Raw genomic sequence first — 14,183 nt, 5'->3', positions numbered from 1 at the left:
CGCTGTTCTCCCACGCTTCTCAGAAGCTGTACTTGTAGATGCGGTCGATATCGCCGCCCCATTCGCCGTTGTAGCGGTCGAGCATGACCTGCGCCGGAACCTTGCCCGTGGCCACGATTTCGTCGAGCGTTTCGAGGAAGCCGGTCTCGTTGTCGCCCGATGAATTGAGACGGCCCCGCGCGGCGAGTCCCGCACGGGCGATTGCCATTACTTCCCTCGCCAGATCGTGCAGCTTGCCGCCACCGGGGATGGGCGCATCGAGCGCGAGCCGCGGCACCGCGTTGCGCAGTTCCTCGCGCTCTTCCATCGTCCAGTGCTTGACCAGGTCCCACGAGGCATCGAGCGCGGACTGGTCGTAAAGCAGGCCGACCCAGAAGGCGGGCAGCGCGCAGATCCGGCTCCACGGACCGCCATCGGCGCCGCGCATCTCGAGAAAACTCTTCAGCCGCACTTCGGGGAAGGCGGTGGACAGATGGTCCCACCAATCGCTTTCGGTGGGCTTTTCGCCGGGCAGGATTTCCAGTTTCCCGTCGAGGAAATCGCGGAAGCTGAGGCCGGCGGCATCGAGATACTTGCCGTCGCGGAAGACGAAATACATCGGCACGTCGAGCATGTAGTCGACCCAGCGTTCATAGCCGAAGCCGTCTTCGAAGACGAAGGGCAGCATGCCGGTCCGGTGCGGATCGGTATCGCTCCAGATATGGCTGCGATAGGACAGGTAACCGTTGGGTTTCCCTTCGGTGAAGGGGGAGTTGGCAAACAGCGCGGTGGCCAGCGGTTGCAAGGCCAGCCCGGTGCGGAACTTCTGCGCCATGTCGGCCTCGCTCGAATAGTCGAGATTGACCTGGATGGTGCAGGTGCGCAGCATCATGTCGAGGCCCAGATTGCCCACTTTGGGCATGTGCCGCATCATTATGTCGTAGCGGCCCTTGGGCATGACCGGCAGTTCCTCGCGGGTCTTGTCGGGCCACATGCCGAGGCCGAGGAAGCCAACCCCGCACCGTTCGCCGATTTCCTTCACCTGCGCGAGGTGGCGGCCGGTCTCGGCGCAGGTATCGTGCAGGTTTTCCAGTGGCGCGCCCGACAGTTCGAGCTGGCCCGCGGGCTCGAGGCTGACGGTTCCGTCAGAACCGCGCATGGCAATGACCTTGCCGCCTTCCTCGATCGGCTCCCAGCCGAACTCGCGCAGCGACAGCAGGATGTCGCGGATGCCGCCTTCTTCTTCATAGGACAGCGCGCGGTGGTCCTTGCTGCCATAGACCAGTTTTTCGTGCTCGGTACCGATCCGCCAGTCGGCCTTCGGCTTTTCGCCGCGCTGCATCGGGGCAACCAGCTGGTCGCGGCTTTCGATAATGGGGTCCTGTGCCCCCGATGTCTCGCGCGTGCTCATGGCGCGTGGCGATAGGCAAGGCGGCCGTGCGTGAAAAGGAAATTAATCTGCGTCCAGCCAGTCGCCCGCTTCGGCCATCCACACCGCCATGCCGGCAATAGCCGCAGTTTCGCCGCGCAGGATGCGGGGGCCGAGGCTGATCGCGACCGATGCGGGATGCGCGCGGATGGCTGAGCGCTCGGCGTCGTCGAACCCGCCCTCGGGGCCGACCAGCAGCGCGGCGGGCCCCTCGGCATAGCAGAAGGCATCGGCGGCCGGCTCGCCGCCTTCCTCGTCAGCGAAGAACAGGTGGCGATCCTGCGGCCAGTCACGCAGCAAGGCATCGAGCCGGGCCGGGGCCGCGACTTCGGGCAGCGCGGTGCGTGCGCATTGCTCGGCCGCCTCGGTCACGATCGTGGCCGCGCGCTCGGCATTGAGCTTGTCGGCGACGCAGCGCCGCGTCAGCACCGGCGCAATCCGCGCCGCGCCCAGTTCGGTCGCTTTCTCGAGCACGACGTCGAAGCGGTCCTTCTTGAGCAAGGCCGGGCACAGCCAGAAATCGGGCACCGCTTCGCGCGGCCGCTGGTGGTCGCGCGGCTGCAGCACGATGCGGCGCTTGCCTGCTTCGATCACTTCGGCGGCCCATTCACCCGTCATGTCGTCGCACAGGATCACCGCATCGCCGGGGGCGACGCGCATGACCTTCGACAGGTAGTGCGCCTGATTGCCCTCGACCGTGACAGGCGTATCGGCCGACAGCTCCTGCTTGACGAACAGACGCGGAGCGCTCTTGGGCGGCCAGGCGGGGGTAGCGGGCATGGCCCCTCTAATCACATCCGCCATACGGGCGAAAGCCGGGATCGGGGTGCTTTCCTAAAGAAGGTCCACGGCGATCCCCGCTTTCGCTGCGATGGCGAGATTGATAGGGCCGGCGCGATGAATGAAACCGTCGTCCCCGACAGCGAACACCGCGGGCTGGTTGCGCGCCTCCCGCAACTGCCGCGTGACCTGGCGCAACTCGCGCGGTTCGACCGGCCGATCGGCTGGTGGCTGTTGTTCTGGCCCTGCGTCTGGGGCGTGTGGCTGACCGGCGCGGGCTGGCAGCTGGCGCTGCTCGCGTGGTTGCTGCTGGGGGCTGTCGCGATGCGCGGTGCGGGCTGCGTCTACAACGATATCGTCGATGCCGAGCTCGACCGGAAAGTCGCCCGCACCGCTTCGCGCCCGGTCGCCAGCGGGCGTATCTCGAAGAAGCTCGCATGGGCATGGCTGCTGGCGTTGTGCGCAGCCGGGCTGCTGGTGCTGTTGCAACTGCGCCCGCTGGCGCAGGGGGTGGCACTGGGCAGCCTCGCGCTGGTCGCGGCCTACCCGTTCATGAAGCGGATCACCTGGTGGCCCCAAGCCTGGCTCGGACTGGTTTTCACATGGGGGCTCTTGGTCGGATGGACGCAGCTGCGCGCCGACAATTGGGACGCGCTCGCCGCGATGTATGCAGGCGCAGCGCTGTGGGTGATCGGCTATGACACGATCTATGCGTTGCAGGACCGCGAGGACGACGCGCTGGTCGGCATTCGGTCGAGCGCGCTGCGTCTCGGCGGGCATGTGCAGGGCGGGGTGGCGCTGTTCTATGCCGGTGCGGTCACGCTGTGGGCGCTGGCCTTCTGGCTTTACCGCGCGGACTGGGTCGCCCTGTTGGCGCTGTTGCCTGCCGCCGCACATCTGGCCTGGCAGGTCGCCACGCTCGATGCCGAGGATGCCAGCAATCCGCTTGCCCGGTTCCGCGCCAACCGCTGGGCCGGGGCGCTGGTCGCGGCGGCCTGCTTCGTCGTGGGCAACGCCTGATGTGCAATCTGTACCGCATGACCAAGAACAAGGACGAGGTCGCCAAGTGGTTCGATGCGATCGACGACCTGGCAGGCGCGAATTTCGGTGCCGAAGTGTTCCCCGGCTATCCCGGCGCCGTGGTGGCGGAAGGCCGGCTCACGCAGATGAGCTGGGGTTTCCCGTTGGTGCTCAAGGGCAGCAAGGGACAGCCGCTCAAGCCCAAGCCGGTCAACAATGCTCGCACCGACAAGCTTGGCAGCCCCTTCTGGCGCGCCAGTTTCGAATCGCGCCGGTGCCTGATCCCGGTCACTGCCTGGGCCGAGGCGGAAGGCGCGAAAGGAAGCAAGACGCGAAGCTGGCTGAGCCGCCCCGATGCCGAGGTGTTCGCTATCGCCGGGGTGTGGCGCGAATCGGCGGAATGGGGGCGCTGCTATGCAATGGTGATGACCGAGGCCTGCGGGGTCGCTGCCGATTGCCACGCGCGCATGCCGGTGTTGCTGGCGCGGGAAGACCACGGTCGGTGGACGCAGGGTTCCGCCGAAACCGCCCACGCGCTGTGCCGTCCATGGGAGGGGCCGCTCGTCCTCGACCGGACCGATCAGCCATGGGCGGGCGGCGCACCAGCGACAGCCAGGCTGCTCTGACATGCGGATTGCGATGTTCGAGCCCGAGATCGCCGGAAACGTCGGCGCCGTGCTGCGGCTGGGCGCATGCATGGGCGCGGGGGTGGACCTGATCGAGCCACTGGGCTTCGCGTGGGACGATCGCCGGGTGCGGCGGGCGGCGATGGACTATATCGACCATGTCACGGTCACGCGTCATGCGGGGTTCGCGGCGTTTCGAGCCAGCCTGGGCGACAGCCGCCTCGTGCTGTTCACCACCAAGACGACACACTCGGCCTACGACTTCGCCTTTCGCGCCGACGATGTGCTGCTGTTCGGCAAGGAAAGCGCAGGCGTTCCGGATACCGTCGTGGAAGCCAGCCATGCGCAGGTGCGCTTGCCGATGCGTCCCGCGGTCCGCTCGCTCAATGTCGCGACGAGCGCCGCGATCGCGTTGGCCGAGGCGCAGCGGCAGACGGGTACGCTGCCCGGTTGAGGCTCGACCGTGGACAAACCGGCCCACGCGGACGCCGCGCGCTTGAGCAACTCGGCAAGATCTTCGTAACCATGTTCGCATGACCGACACATTTGCAGCGCTGGCCGATCCGACACGGCGGCACTTGCTCGACCGGTTGAGCGAGGAGGGCGGCCTGACGCTGGCGAATCTCAGCGAAGACCTGCCGATGACCCGCCAGGCGGTGGCCAAGCACCTCGCCGTGCTCGAAGCGGCCGAACTGGTCGCTTCCGAACGCGACGGGCGCTGCAAGCGGCACTATCTCAACCCGGTGCCGCTGGCGAAGATGGCGCGCCGCTGGCTCGGCCGGTTCGAGGAGGTTCCCCTCGGGGCGATGGCCGGGTTCCAGGGCGCACCGGCCGGCGCGGGGATGGCGCGAACAGCGACGCGCGGTGCATCGGCTCATTCATAGCTGACCACCTCGAATTCAATCCCGTCCCAGTCGAAGAAGTAGAACCGCCGCCCGGGTTCGTAATCGTCATGCCCGAAGGGTTCGAGGCCGTGCGCAGTCACCGCGGCCTCGAGATCGTCCACGGAGAAAGCCAGGTGGTTGAGCGGGTGGCCCTTGGCATAACCCCCGCGCACATGCTCGCCAGTGTAGAGCGCGATGTAATCGTGCCGTCCCCCGACATGGACCGAACGCCCATATTTCTGCGACGGACCGCGCCAGCGCTCCTCCCAGCCCAGTAAGTCCCTGAGCAGCGCGGCGCAGCGTTCGGGGTCGGTCACCGAGATATTGGCGTGTTCGAGCCGTCCTGTCGTCATCTTGCATCTCCTGTTAGGCGGGGCCGGATGGCCGCCCGCCGGTTGCGATGCACAGCCCTATGCAACCTCAACTTCACTTGAGGTCAAGCTCGAAATAATCTATCAGCCTGATCGATGAATGCGAACGACCAGCTCAGCATCGGCGATCTTGCGCGCCGCACCGGCCTTTCCGCCTCGGCGATCCGTTTCTACGAGGACAAGGGGCTGATCCATTCGATCCGCACCGCAGGCAACCAGCGGCGGTTCCTGCGCAGCGATATCCGGCGGCTGAGCTTTATCCTCATCGTCCAGAAACTCGGCCTGTCGCTCGAGGATATCGGCGAACATCTGCGCAGCCTGCCGCAGGGCCGCACCCCCTCGAGCTTCGACTGGTGGAAGATCAGCGAGGCAATCCGCGAAAGCCTCGACCGCCGGATCGAGCAATTGCAGGGGCTGCGCGACAATCTCGATGGCTGCATCGGCTGCGGCTGCCTCAGCCTCAAGACCTGCAAGCTCTACAATCCCGATGACATGGCGGCCGAAGCCGGGCCGGGACCGCGGGTTCTGCGCTAGCCGCCGGTCTGCCGTGGCCGGATTGATCAGCTGCTCTGCACCGGCTCCGACCGGTTGTCACCCGAACACCATACTCCCCAGCAGCCGGCCCGGTATCAGCGTGAAGGATCCGGCGAGGACCAGCCCGATATAGAGCCCGGTCATCACGCTCTGGTGCGCTGCAATACGCTTCTTCCATGCCAGCCAGACACCGACCGGCGCGCAGATGAGCGTCCACACGGTGAACAGGTGGAGCGCGCTGAAGCCGGTCCCGAAGAGACCCGCCCCCGGCGACCGGATGAAGGCCGATGCCAGCGCGGTCACGACCATCAACAGGACCCAGACCCGGCCGAGCCGGCGGTGCCAGCGATCGCCCTTGCGGCGCAGCAGGACGACGGGTCCCAGCAACAGCGCGGACAGCACCGTCGCCAGATGGACGACGATCGGCAAGCTGATCCCGCGCGATGTCTGCATGGCATCCTGCGATCCGAACCCGCCGAATACCATCGATATTCCGGTCATGACCACGGTCGCCGCGATTGTGATCGCAGCGGTCGACAGGATCGAGGGCGGCTTTGCCGCGCCCGTCGTGGTTTCGTTCGGCCTGTTGCGGCTTGCGGTTCTGGGCATGGTGATGTTCCGTCGGTTCGGTTTTTCGTTCAAAGGAACTTCCGGATTGATCGGAGCCGCAGCAAAACAAAGAGGAACTACGTGAACGGTCAGGCAAACACGTGGACGGTCGCCGCTGCCGCGCGAACTGTCCGGGAAGACATTCGGCGGTGACCGACCAGCTTCTCCCGGAACAGTCAGGCCGGCCGAATCGCCGCCCCGGTTCGCGCGAGCGCATGCTCGCCGAAGTCGGCATCGTGGCGCTTGGCGGTGTCTTCCTCGCCCTGATCGGATTCCCGCCTGCGTCAGAGGCATCGCTCGGCATGCAGATGGCTTTCGGTATCGGCGGATGCCTGGCCGGCTGGGCGGTCATGCGCGGGCTGTCGTTGATCGGTGCCGCATCGGCGCGCATGCTCGGCTTGGACGAACTGTGGGGCTATGCCTTTGCCATTCCCGTGGGATCGGTCGTCATCACCTGGGCCATACTCTGGCTGACGGGCGGGACCAGCGGTGCGTTCGGCCCCGCCTTTGCGTTTGCCTGGCCGATGTCGATGCTCATCGCTGTCGCCTTTTTTGTGCTGTTCTTCCTTGCCTATCGCCGCAGCGAAAGGCGAACGGGAGGCGAGATGTCGGCGCCGCGCGGTGACGCGCCGGGCGATGGTGCATCCGCTTTGACCGAGACCGCCATGCACGGCCGCTTGCCCAAGGGTTTCCCGCGCATCATCGCGATGACGGCGGAGGATCACTATGTGAAGGTGATCGGCGACGGGCGCAGCGAAATGGTCTTGATGTCGCTGTCGGAGGCCGCCGAACTGGTTCCGCCGGGAGCGGGGTTGCGCGTCCATCGCAGCTGGTGGGTGGCGCAATCGGCTATCGCGGGGAGCGAAAAGAACGGCAGGGACACCAAGATCGTGCTGGCAACCGGCCTCAGGGTGCCCGTGGCTCGCGGGCGCGCTGCGCAGCTAAAGGACGCCGGCCTGATCTGATCCCTCGAGGCCGTTCCCGGCCGGGCAAGTCGCCTCAGTACTCCGGCCCCAGTTCCGCATCGAGATCGCGCGGGCGGGCGAAGTGGGCGAGTACGCCGCAACCGGTGCGCAATTCGCTCCAGTCGTCGATATCGAGCTCGAACACCGCATAGGCAGCGGTGGGGAATTTGACCTTGGCCTCGTCGTACAGCGCGTTTTCCTGCTTGGGCGCGACCAGTTCGAACAGCATGTCGCCAAGGCCGGGATTGTGGCCCGACAGCAGCAGCGCATCGCCATCACCGCCTTTTTCGCGGATGATTTCCATGATCGTATCGGTTCCCGCGAGATAGAGCCGTTCGTCCCACTCGGGGGCCATGTCGGGCAGCGCTTCGGCCAGCGTGGCCCTGACCCTTTGCGCCGGGCTGGCGAGCAGGTGATCCCATGTGACGCCATGCGCGCGAATGTGGTCGCCGATCACCTGCGCTCCGCGCCGGCCGCGATCGTTGAGCCCGCGATCGAAATCGCGCTTGTCGCTCTGTCCCCAGTCGGACTTGGCATGACGCAGCAGGCCGAGGATCTTCATGCGTGCGTCATCACTGGGGCAGGATCTCCGCTGTCGAAAGGTCGGCGCTAACAACACCGTTGGCCACGCGCTGTAAAGCCTCTTCGAGCGTCAGCCGCGTGACGGGGGTGCCTTCGGGAAAGGCGGACAGCAGCCGGCTGGGAAAAGCGGGCGAAAGCACGACGAAATGGCCGGCATCCTCGCGCGTGCGGATCAGGCGCCCGAAGGCCTGCGCCAGTCGCGCGCGGATGATGCGGTCGTCATAGCGCTTGGCGCCGCCTTCCTGATCCGCCGCGGCGGCGCGGCGCGCGCGGTGAAGGATGGTCGGGCGCGGCCACGGCACGCTTTCCATCACCACGCAGCGCAGGCTCCGGCCGGGCACGTCGACCCCGTCGCGCAGCGCATCGGTGCCCAGCAGGCTGGCGCGCGGATCGTCGCGGAAGATGTCGGTCAGCGTGCCCGTATCGATCGGATCGACATGCTGCGCATAGAGCGGCAGGCCGGCGCGCGCGAGGCGGTCGGCGATCCGGCCATAGACCGCGCGCATCCGCCGGATCGCGGTAAACAGCCCCAGCACGCCGCCATCGCTCGCCTCGATCAGCCGCGCATAGGCACCCGCCAGCGCGGGGATATCGCCCTTGCGGATATCGGTGACGATCAGCACTTCTGCACGGCCCGCGTAATCGAAGGGGCTTTGCGCCTCAGCGGTCTTCGGCGCCAGTTCCAGATGCGGCGCGCCGCTCTTGGTGATGGCATGCGGCCAGTCGGGCCCGGTCTCGTCGCGGTCGGTCAGCGTGGCGCTGGTCAGCATGACCCCGTGCGCGGGTTCGAGCACGACCTTGGCGAAGGGCTTCATCGGATCGAGCCAGTGGCGATAGATCCCGACATCGAATTCGCGCGAATCGTTGCGGTCGACCTGCAGCCAGTCGATGAATTCGGGATCGGCGGGCCCGCCGAGCCGCGACAGCAGCGCTTCCCAAGCCGCGATCAGGTCGATCCGCCAGGCGAGCGAGTGGCGCGCGCCTTCGATGCGTGCACGGCCTTGCCCATCCAGCCAGTCGGGCGCGTCCTCGACGATCGCTTCGAGCCGTCCGGCAAGCTTGAGCAAGGGTGTGCGGATGGCTGCCAGCGCCTGCGCCGCAGTGCCTGCCGCCTCGACCAGCTCGCCGGGTAGCTGGGCGGTTTCGGTCTCGATGCCATAGCCCATCTCCAGACCGCTTTCGTCGCGTGCGAAAGTGGTCGCGCGCACTGCTGCCAGCAAATGTTCGAGCGGGCCCAGCGGGGCGTTCTCGGCGAGGCGGCCAAGCCAGCCGTCCGAGGGTAGCGCCTGCGCGGCAACGACCGCATCTTCGACCGCTTCGCCGCCCGCATCGTCGTAACTGGCGACATCCGCCAGCCGGGCCGCAAGCCCGCGCCGGCGTCCGCGGCTGTTCTTTTCGGGGCCGACAATCCAGCGCCGCAGCTCGATCGCTTCCTGCCCGGTCAGCGCAGCGGAAAAGGTACTGTCGGCGGCGTCGAACACGTGGTGTCCTTCGTCGAACACGATCCGCGTCGGGCGGCTGGCAGGATCGCGGCCGCGTGCGGCGTTGACCATCACCAGCGCGTGATTGGCGATCACCAGATCGGCCTGCGCCGCATTGCGGGCGCTGCGTTCGATGAAGCATTTGCGATAATGGGGGCAGCCGGCATAGACGCATTCGCCGCGCTGGTCGGTGAGCGCGGCAATCCCGCGCTTGCGGAACAGCGTGCCCAGCCAACCGGGCAGGTCGCCGCCGATCATGTCGCCATCCTGCGAATAGGCGGCCCAGCGCGCGACCAGATGCGCAAGGATTGCGGGGCGGCCTGCGAAACCACCCTGCAACGCGTCCTCGAGATTGAGCAGGCAAAGGTAGTTCTCGCGCCCCTTTCGCACCACCACGGGAGGCGAACCATCGGCGCGTGCGGCAGGCCACGCGCTGCGGCTTTCGCGGCGCAGCTGGCGCTGCAGGTTCTTGGTATAGGTCGATACCCACACGGTCCCGCCCGACCGTTCGGCCCAGAGCGAGGCGGGGGCGAGGTAGCCGAGCGTCTTGCCGATGCCGGTGCCGGCCTGCGCCAGCAGGACGTGCGGCCGCTTCTGCCGGTCGCGCGGCCCGAAGACATGCCCTGCATCGCGCGAGAACAGCCGCTGGCCTTCACGCCGTTCGGCGCCTTCGCCGGTCAACCGCTCGAGCTGGGCCTCGATTTCGGGTTCGTCGATGAGCACTTGCGCCGGCTGCGGCCGTTCGGCGGTTTCCTCCCATTCGGGGAGCCGCGTGAACAGCCACTTCTCGGCCCGCTCGGGCCGGCGGACATGCGGCGCGAGCACACCCGCCCAGGGCCATCGCAACCGCGCAAGCGACTGCAGCGTCGACCACGCGCCTTCGCGTTCGGCCCAGTCGTTGCTTTCGCAGGTCGCGACCAGAGCGCCCGCGGCGCGTTGCAGCAGGAGCGGCACTGCCGCGTCGTCCGCCGGTTCTTCGAGGCCCAGCGCATGCGCCAGGCCCTTGGGCGTGGGCACGCAGAAACGGGCGGGATAAACGAAGGCGAACAGTTCGAGCAGATCGAGCCCCGAGAGGTCGGGATAGCCCAGACGGCTGGCCACCAGCGGCGCGTTCATCAGCAATTGCGGCGTATCGGCGGCGGCCATCACGGCTTCGCCCTTCGAACAGCCGCGCGTGGCGCCATTGGCATCGCGCAGCCAGGTGCCTGCGTGGCTGGCGTGCAGGGCGGGGAGGGGCAGGAGCTGGCTCACCGCGCGACCATGATGGGGCAGGAACGAAAAGTAAACAGAGCGCGCAGCCGCCATGCCGAAAGGGCTGGCTTGCGGGCCGCGCCGATCGATCGGGGAGGGGGGCTGCGGCAATAGGGGCGCTCGCGGGGAAAGCGCCCCTACCCGTCCGGCCAGAGAGGGAATTCCGGACGCCGGCACCGGCTGCCCGGTGCTGCGGTCAGGTGATCAGCATTTGCCGAAGGATTTCGTCACGATGGTGTGCCCGGCAACCGAGACCGTCACCTTGACCCCGGTGGGTATGCCCCAGGTGGTGCAGATGCTGAGACAGGCTTCGGCGGCTGTGCCGTCGGGGATCGAAACGGGGATCGGCAGGCAGACCGAACCGATGCCCAGCGGCAGGTTGAGGCAGACCTTGTTGTTCTTCACCGTGACGCTGATGCACTGCGCCTGTACCGCGAATTCTCCGCCGGCCAGGATGTTGGGCCCGCCGTCCGATTTCTGCAGTCCGACAGCGTCATTGTGCCGTTGGGCCGCGTCGAGCGCATGCTGGACCTTTTCTTCGTCGAAACCAGGATAGTCTGCCATTTTCAACTCCGATGTCTGAGTGACCTGCGGCGCCTTGTGGCCGCAGGGCAATGGTCCGCTTTCCCGGCATCGTTTTCGACTGGAACTCGCTCCACCATGGGGCAGCATCGGCTTGCAAATCGGGCGCTCGCGGCCCGCCATGCGCAAAACATCGAACGGATATGGACCATTCCCGCCGCGCAATTTGCGGCTTGCGTCGTTGCGGCAATTTGGCGAGAGGCGGGCGCATGAGCATGAACGATCTGATCGCCGCCGCACGCGTGTCCAAGGCCTGGCCGTTCCAGGAGGCGCAGCGCCTGCTCAAACGCTATCCCGACGGCGCCAAGCCCGACGGCTCGCCGGTCCTGTTCGAAACCGGTTACGGCCCCAGCGGGCTGCCGCATATCGGCACGTTCCAGGAAGTTCTGCGCACCACGCTGGTGCGCCGCGCCTTCGAAGCGCTGATCGGCGCCAAGCCCGAAGACGGCAAGACGCGGCTGATCGCGTTCTCCGACGATATGGACGGGCTGCGCAAGGTGCCCGACAACGTGCCCAACCAGCAGCTGTTGCAGGACAATCTGCACCTGCCGTTGAGCCGGGTGCCCAATCCCTTCGACAGTGAGCACGCCAGCTTCGCCGCGCACAACAACGCGATGCTGCGCGAGTTCCTCGACCGCTTCGGTTTCCAGTACGAATTCGTCTCGGCCAGCGATCGCTACAATTCGGGTGCCTTCGACGAAGCTCTGCGGCAGGTGCTGCGCAAGAACCGGCAGATCCTCGACATCATGTTGCCGACGCTGCGCGAGGAACGCCGCCAGACCTATTCGCCGGTGCTGCCGGTCAGCCCGCAGACCGGACGCGTGCTGCAGGTGCCGGTCGAGGTGGTCGATGCCGAGGCGGGCACGATCCGCTTCACCGACGAGGACGGGACCGTCGTCGAGCAGAGCGCGCTGAGCGGCATGAGCAAGCTGCAGTGGAAGGTCGACTGGGCAATGCGCTGGTATGCGCTGGGCGTCGATTACGAGATGTACGGCAAGGATCTGACCGACAGCGGTGTGCAGTCGGGCAAGATCGTGCAGGTGCTGGGCGGGCGCAAGCCCGAAGGATTGATCTACGAGCTGTTCCTCGACGAGAACGGCGAGAAGATTTCCAAGTCCAAGGGCAACGGGCTGACCATCGACGAATGGCTGACCTATGGGTCGGAAGAGAGCCTCGGCTTCTACATCTTCCCCAATCCCAAGAGCGCCAAGCAGCTGCACGTCGGCGTGATCCCGCGTGCGGTGGACGATTACTGGCAGTTCCGCGAGCGGCTGGCCGAGCAGGAGCTCGACAAGCAGCTCGGCAATCCGGTGTGGCACCTCACGCGGGCCAATGGCGGTTTCGAAGCGGCGGAAGCTCCGGGCGCGGGTGACAGCCTGCCGGTGACTTACGGCCTGCTGCTCAACCTCGCCAGCGTGCTGGGCGCCGAGGCGAGCGAGGAATCGCTGCGCGATTACCTCGCCAGCTATATCGGCGATGGCCGGATCACGCCCGAGCTCGAAGTGCTCATCGCCACGGCGGTGACTTATACGCGCGACTACATCGTCCCCACGCTGGACAAGCGTGCCCCCAGCACGAACGAGGCCGAGGCGCTGCGAGCGCTCGACAGCTATCTGGCGCAAGCCGCCGAGGACACCAGTGCGGAAGACCTGCAGACGCAGGTTTACGAGATCGGCAAGCGCGAGGAATACGGTTTCGCCTCGCTGCGCGACTGGTTCAAGGCGCTCTACCAGACGCTGCTCGGCAGCGACCAGGGCCCGCGCATGGGCAGCTTCATCGCGCTGTACGGCGTCGCCAACACCCGGCAGCTGATCGCCGAGGCGCTCGCGCGTCAATAAAAGCGAGCGGGCGGCAAGGCCGCCGGGCGTCCGCTTCGTCTAAGTCCCTCTTCGGACTTGCCATCGTGCGCGGTTGGCGACAGTCTTTGCGCGACAGCAGGCGTTTGATACGACAGGGGACACACCATGGGGCGGGCCATGGACTCAGAGGACACCGAAAATAAGGGCGCCGGCCCCCTGGATGATGCCATCGACGAGGCTGCGCATAACGCGCAGATCGTCGGCCAGCTCGCCGATCTCAAGATCGGCTCGTCGCAGCTATTCCTCCAGACCACCGAACAGACGCGGATGGCGCTGTGCATCGCCGACCCGCACCAGGACGACTGCCCGATCGTGTATTGCAATCAGGCCTTTCTCGACCTGACCGGCTATGCCCGCGACGAGGTCATCGGCCGCAACTGCCGCTTCCTGCAGGGGCCCGCGACCAGGCAGTCGGCGACGAAGCGGCTGGGCGACGCGATGCGCACGGCGGAATATACCGTCGTCGACGTCCTCAATTACCGCAAGGATGGCACGGCCTTCTGGAACGCGGTGCATGTCGGGCCGATCTACGACGAACAGGGCGAACTCGCCTATTTCTTCGGGTCGCAATGGGACATCACCGAGCTGCTCGCCGCGCGCGAGACGATCGTCGAAGGCGAGCGGGTGGCCAAGGAACTGCGGCATCGCACCGACAATCTGTTCGCCGTGCTGACCGCGATCGTCCGCCTGTCCGCGCGCGGTTCGAGCGATGTCGCCGAGCTCGCCGGGAAAGTCGAGCGGCGGATCGAGGCATTGGCCGGGGCGCACCGCGCCTCGCTGTCGAGCGAGGCGCTCGAGCACGATCAGACCGATCTGCTGACCCTGGTCGAATCCGTCATGCGGCCATACCGCAACGCTTATGCCGACCGGATCGAACTCGGCGGTGAACCGACCCGGTTACCCCGTCAGCATGTCACCCCGATCGGGCTGACCATGCACGAACTGGCGACCAATGCGCTTAAATACGGTTCGCTTTCGCATGAGGACGGCAAGGTCCATATCGAATGGCAGGTCAGCCGCGACATGCTGGTGGTCGAGTGGATCGAACGCCGCGAAAAAGGTGCCGACACATTGGCGCATGAGCCCGAGATCAAGGGCACCGGTTCGGGTACGCGGCTGATCGACGGGGTCATTCGCGGTCTCGGCGGCAGCGTGGACGTTCGTTTCGAGCCCGAAGGGCTGAAGGCAGTTATCCGAGTGCCTACGCGTTCGCGCAAGGCGAACTGACCGG

Annotated in this window: 16 protein-coding genes; 9 read left to right on the top strand and 7 right to left on the bottom strand. The window is 66.5% G+C overall.

Going from position 1 to position 14,183, the window contains the following annotated elements; all coding sequences use genetic code 11:
- Positions 1–19: 19 nt before the first annotated feature.
- Both SJY12_RS06265 and SJY12_RS06260 read right to left on the bottom strand, forming a co-directional pair.
- Entirely contained in the window at positions 20–1,390 is a 1,371-nt protein-coding gene (locus SJY12_RS06265) for a glutamate--cysteine ligase (RefSeq protein ID WP_050599305.1), read from the bottom strand.
- Between the two features lie 42 nt (positions 1,391–1,432).
- Complete coding sequence (locus SJY12_RS06260) at positions 1,433–2,188, bottom strand: 16S rRNA (uracil(1498)-N(3))-methyltransferase (protein WP_397506523.1); 756 nt, start codon at positions 2,186–2,188, stop codon at positions 1,433–1,435.
- 117 nt (positions 2,189–2,305) lie between these two features.
- Between SJY12_RS06260 and ubiA the strand changes: the two genes are divergently transcribed.
- The 4 genes from ubiA (at position 2,306) to SJY12_RS06240 (ending at position 4,718) form a co-directional block, all read left to right on the top strand.
- Positions 2,306–3,208 (top strand): 4-hydroxybenzoate octaprenyltransferase, encoded by a 903-nt coding sequence (gene ubiA / locus SJY12_RS06255; RefSeq protein ID WP_397506521.1) that lies wholly within the window; start codon positions 2,306–2,308, stop codon positions 3,206–3,208.
- On the top strand, positions 3,208–3,834 hold the full coding sequence (locus tag SJY12_RS06250; protein WP_050599302.1) for an SOS response-associated peptidase: 627 nt from the start codon (positions 3,208–3,210) through the stop codon (positions 3,832–3,834). Before ubiA ends, SJY12_RS06250 begins: the two co-directional genes overlap by 1 nt.
- A 1-nt stretch (position 3,835) precedes the next feature.
- The gene (locus SJY12_RS06245; protein ID WP_348030532.1) at positions 3,836–4,288 is read left to right on the top strand and encodes a tRNA (cytidine(34)-2'-O)-methyltransferase; all 453 of its coding nucleotides are present in this window, start codon (positions 3,836–3,838) and stop codon (positions 4,286–4,288) included.
- Between the two features lie 79 nt (positions 4,289–4,367).
- Positions 4,368–4,718, top strand: a complete 351-nt coding sequence (locus tag SJY12_RS06240) for a helix-turn-helix transcriptional regulator (RefSeq protein WP_063505664.1) — start codon at positions 4,368–4,370, stop codon at positions 4,716–4,718.
- Here the strand turns inward: SJY12_RS06240 and SJY12_RS06235 are convergent.
- Positions 4,709–5,071, bottom strand: a complete 363-nt coding sequence (locus SJY12_RS06235) for a VOC family protein (protein WP_397506518.1) — start codon at positions 5,069–5,071, stop codon at positions 4,709–4,711. The two genes, SJY12_RS06240 and SJY12_RS06235, sit on opposite strands and share 10 nt — an antisense overlap.
- A 114-nt stretch (positions 5,072–5,185) precedes the next feature.
- On the opposite strand from SJY12_RS06235, the gene soxR reads away from it, so the two are divergent.
- Entirely contained in the window at positions 5,186–5,623 is a 438-nt protein-coding gene (soxR, locus tag SJY12_RS06230; RefSeq protein ID WP_050599300.1) for a redox-sensitive transcriptional activator SoxR, read from the top strand.
- A gap of 57 nt (positions 5,624–5,680) precedes the next feature.
- On the opposite strand, the gene SJY12_RS06225 is transcribed toward soxR, so the two are convergent.
- Positions 5,681–6,124: a DUF2306 domain-containing protein gene (locus SJY12_RS06225; RefSeq protein WP_397506517.1), complete on the bottom strand. Its 444-nt coding sequence runs from the start codon at positions 6,122–6,124 to the stop codon at positions 5,681–5,683.
- Between SJY12_RS06225 and SJY12_RS06220 the strand changes: the two genes are divergently transcribed.
- Together SJY12_RS06220 and SJY12_RS06215 are read left to right on the top strand one after the other, a co-directional pair.
- A complete protein-coding gene (locus tag SJY12_RS06220; protein ID WP_160767161.1) occupies positions 6,123–6,317 on the top strand; it encodes a hypothetical protein in 195 nt (64 codons plus the stop codon). The two genes, SJY12_RS06225 and SJY12_RS06220, sit on opposite strands and share 2 nt — an antisense overlap.
- 64 nt (positions 6,318–6,381) lie before the next feature.
- Complete coding sequence (locus SJY12_RS06215; protein WP_397506515.1) at positions 6,382–7,197, top strand: LytTR family DNA-binding domain-containing protein; 816 nt, start codon at positions 6,382–6,384, stop codon at positions 7,195–7,197.
- 34 nt (positions 7,198–7,231) lie between these two features.
- On the opposite strand, the gene SJY12_RS06210 is transcribed toward SJY12_RS06215, so the two are convergent.
- The 3 genes from SJY12_RS06210 to SJY12_RS06200 all read right to left on the bottom strand — a co-directional run bounded on the left by SJY12_RS06210 (position 7,232) and on the right by SJY12_RS06200 (position 11,075).
- Positions 7,232–7,759, bottom strand: coding sequence for a SixA phosphatase family protein (locus tag SJY12_RS06210; RefSeq protein ID WP_397506513.1), 528 nt, complete (start codon positions 7,757–7,759; stop codon positions 7,232–7,234).
- A 10-nt stretch (positions 7,760–7,769) separates the two neighbouring features.
- Positions 7,770–10,511: an ATP-dependent DNA helicase gene (locus SJY12_RS06205; RefSeq protein WP_397506511.1), complete on the bottom strand. Its 2,742-nt coding sequence runs from the start codon at positions 10,509–10,511 to the stop codon at positions 7,770–7,772.
- 204 nt (positions 10,512–10,715) lie between these two features.
- Positions 10,716–11,075, bottom strand: a complete 360-nt coding sequence (locus SJY12_RS06200) for a hypothetical protein (protein ID WP_050599295.1) — start codon at positions 11,073–11,075, stop codon at positions 10,716–10,718.
- A 227-nt stretch (positions 11,076–11,302) separates the two neighbouring features.
- On the opposite strand from SJY12_RS06200, the gene SJY12_RS06195 reads away from it, so the two are divergent.
- The gene (locus tag SJY12_RS06195; protein ID WP_397506509.1) at positions 11,303–12,931 is read left to right on the top strand and encodes a lysine--tRNA ligase; all 1,629 of its coding nucleotides are present in this window, start codon (positions 11,303–11,305) and stop codon (positions 12,929–12,931) included.
- A gap of 138 nt (positions 12,932–13,069) precedes the next feature.
- A complete protein-coding gene (locus SJY12_RS06190; RefSeq protein WP_397506507.1) occupies positions 13,070–14,179 on the top strand; it encodes a PAS domain-containing protein in 1,110 nt (369 codons plus the stop codon).
- Positions 14,180–14,183: the final 4 nt, after the last annotated feature.

The organism is Qipengyuania sp. R86523 (assembly GCF_044596365.1).
Lineage (GTDB): Bacteria > Pseudomonadota > Alphaproteobacteria > Sphingomonadales > Sphingomonadaceae > Qipengyuania > Qipengyuania citrea.
This window is presented reverse-complemented; position numbering and strand designations above follow the sequence as displayed.

What these genes read in the sequence shown, in the direction of transcription:
- SJY12_RS06235 (WP_397506518.1), bottom strand. Translation starts at nt 5,071, where the DNA reads ATGACGACAGGACGGCTCGAACACGCCAATATCTCGGTGACCGACCCC.
- SJY12_RS06190 (WP_397506507.1), top strand. Translation starts at nt 13,070, where the DNA reads ATGGACTCAGAGGACACCGAAAATAAGGGCGCCGGCCCCCTGGATGAT.
- ubiA (WP_397506521.1), top strand. Translation starts at nt 2,306, where the DNA reads ATGAATGAAACCGTCGTCCCCGACAGCGAACACCGCGGGCTGGTTGCG.
- SJY12_RS06265 (WP_050599305.1), bottom strand. Translation starts at nt 1,390, where the DNA reads ATGAGCACGCGCGAGACATCGGGGGCACAGGACCCCATTATCGAAAGC.
- SJY12_RS06225 (WP_397506517.1), bottom strand. Translation starts at nt 6,124, where the DNA reads ATGACCGGAATATCGATGGTATTCGGCGGGTTCGGATCGCAGGATGCC.
- SJY12_RS06195 (WP_397506509.1), top strand. Translation starts at nt 11,303, where the DNA reads ATGAGCATGAACGATCTGATCGCCGCCGCACGCGTGTCCAAGGCCTGG.
- SJY12_RS06200 (WP_050599295.1), bottom strand. Translation starts at nt 11,075, where the DNA reads ATGGCAGACTATCCTGGTTTCGACGAAGAAAAGGTCCAGCATGCGCTC.
- SJY12_RS06240 (WP_063505664.1), top strand. Translation starts at nt 4,368, where the DNA reads ATGACCGACACATTTGCAGCGCTGGCCGATCCGACACGGCGGCACTTG.
- SJY12_RS06260 (WP_397506523.1), bottom strand. Translation starts at nt 2,188, where the DNA reads ATGCCCGCTACCCCCGCCTGGCCGCCCAAGAGCGCTCCGCGTCTGTTC.
- SJY12_RS06220 (WP_160767161.1), top strand. Translation starts at nt 6,123, where the DNA reads ATGACCACGGTCGCCGCGATTGTGATCGCAGCGGTCGACAGGATCGAG.
- soxR (WP_050599300.1), top strand. Translation starts at nt 5,186, where the DNA reads ATGAATGCGAACGACCAGCTCAGCATCGGCGATCTTGCGCGCCGCACC.
- SJY12_RS06245 (WP_348030532.1), top strand. Translation starts at nt 3,836, where the DNA reads ATGCGGATTGCGATGTTCGAGCCCGAGATCGCCGGAAACGTCGGCGCC.
- SJY12_RS06250 (WP_050599302.1), top strand. Translation starts at nt 3,208, where the DNA reads ATGTGCAATCTGTACCGCATGACCAAGAACAAGGACGAGGTCGCCAAG.
- SJY12_RS06210 (WP_397506513.1), bottom strand. Translation starts at nt 7,759, where the DNA reads ATGAAGATCCTCGGCCTGCTGCGTCATGCCAAGTCCGACTGGGGACAG.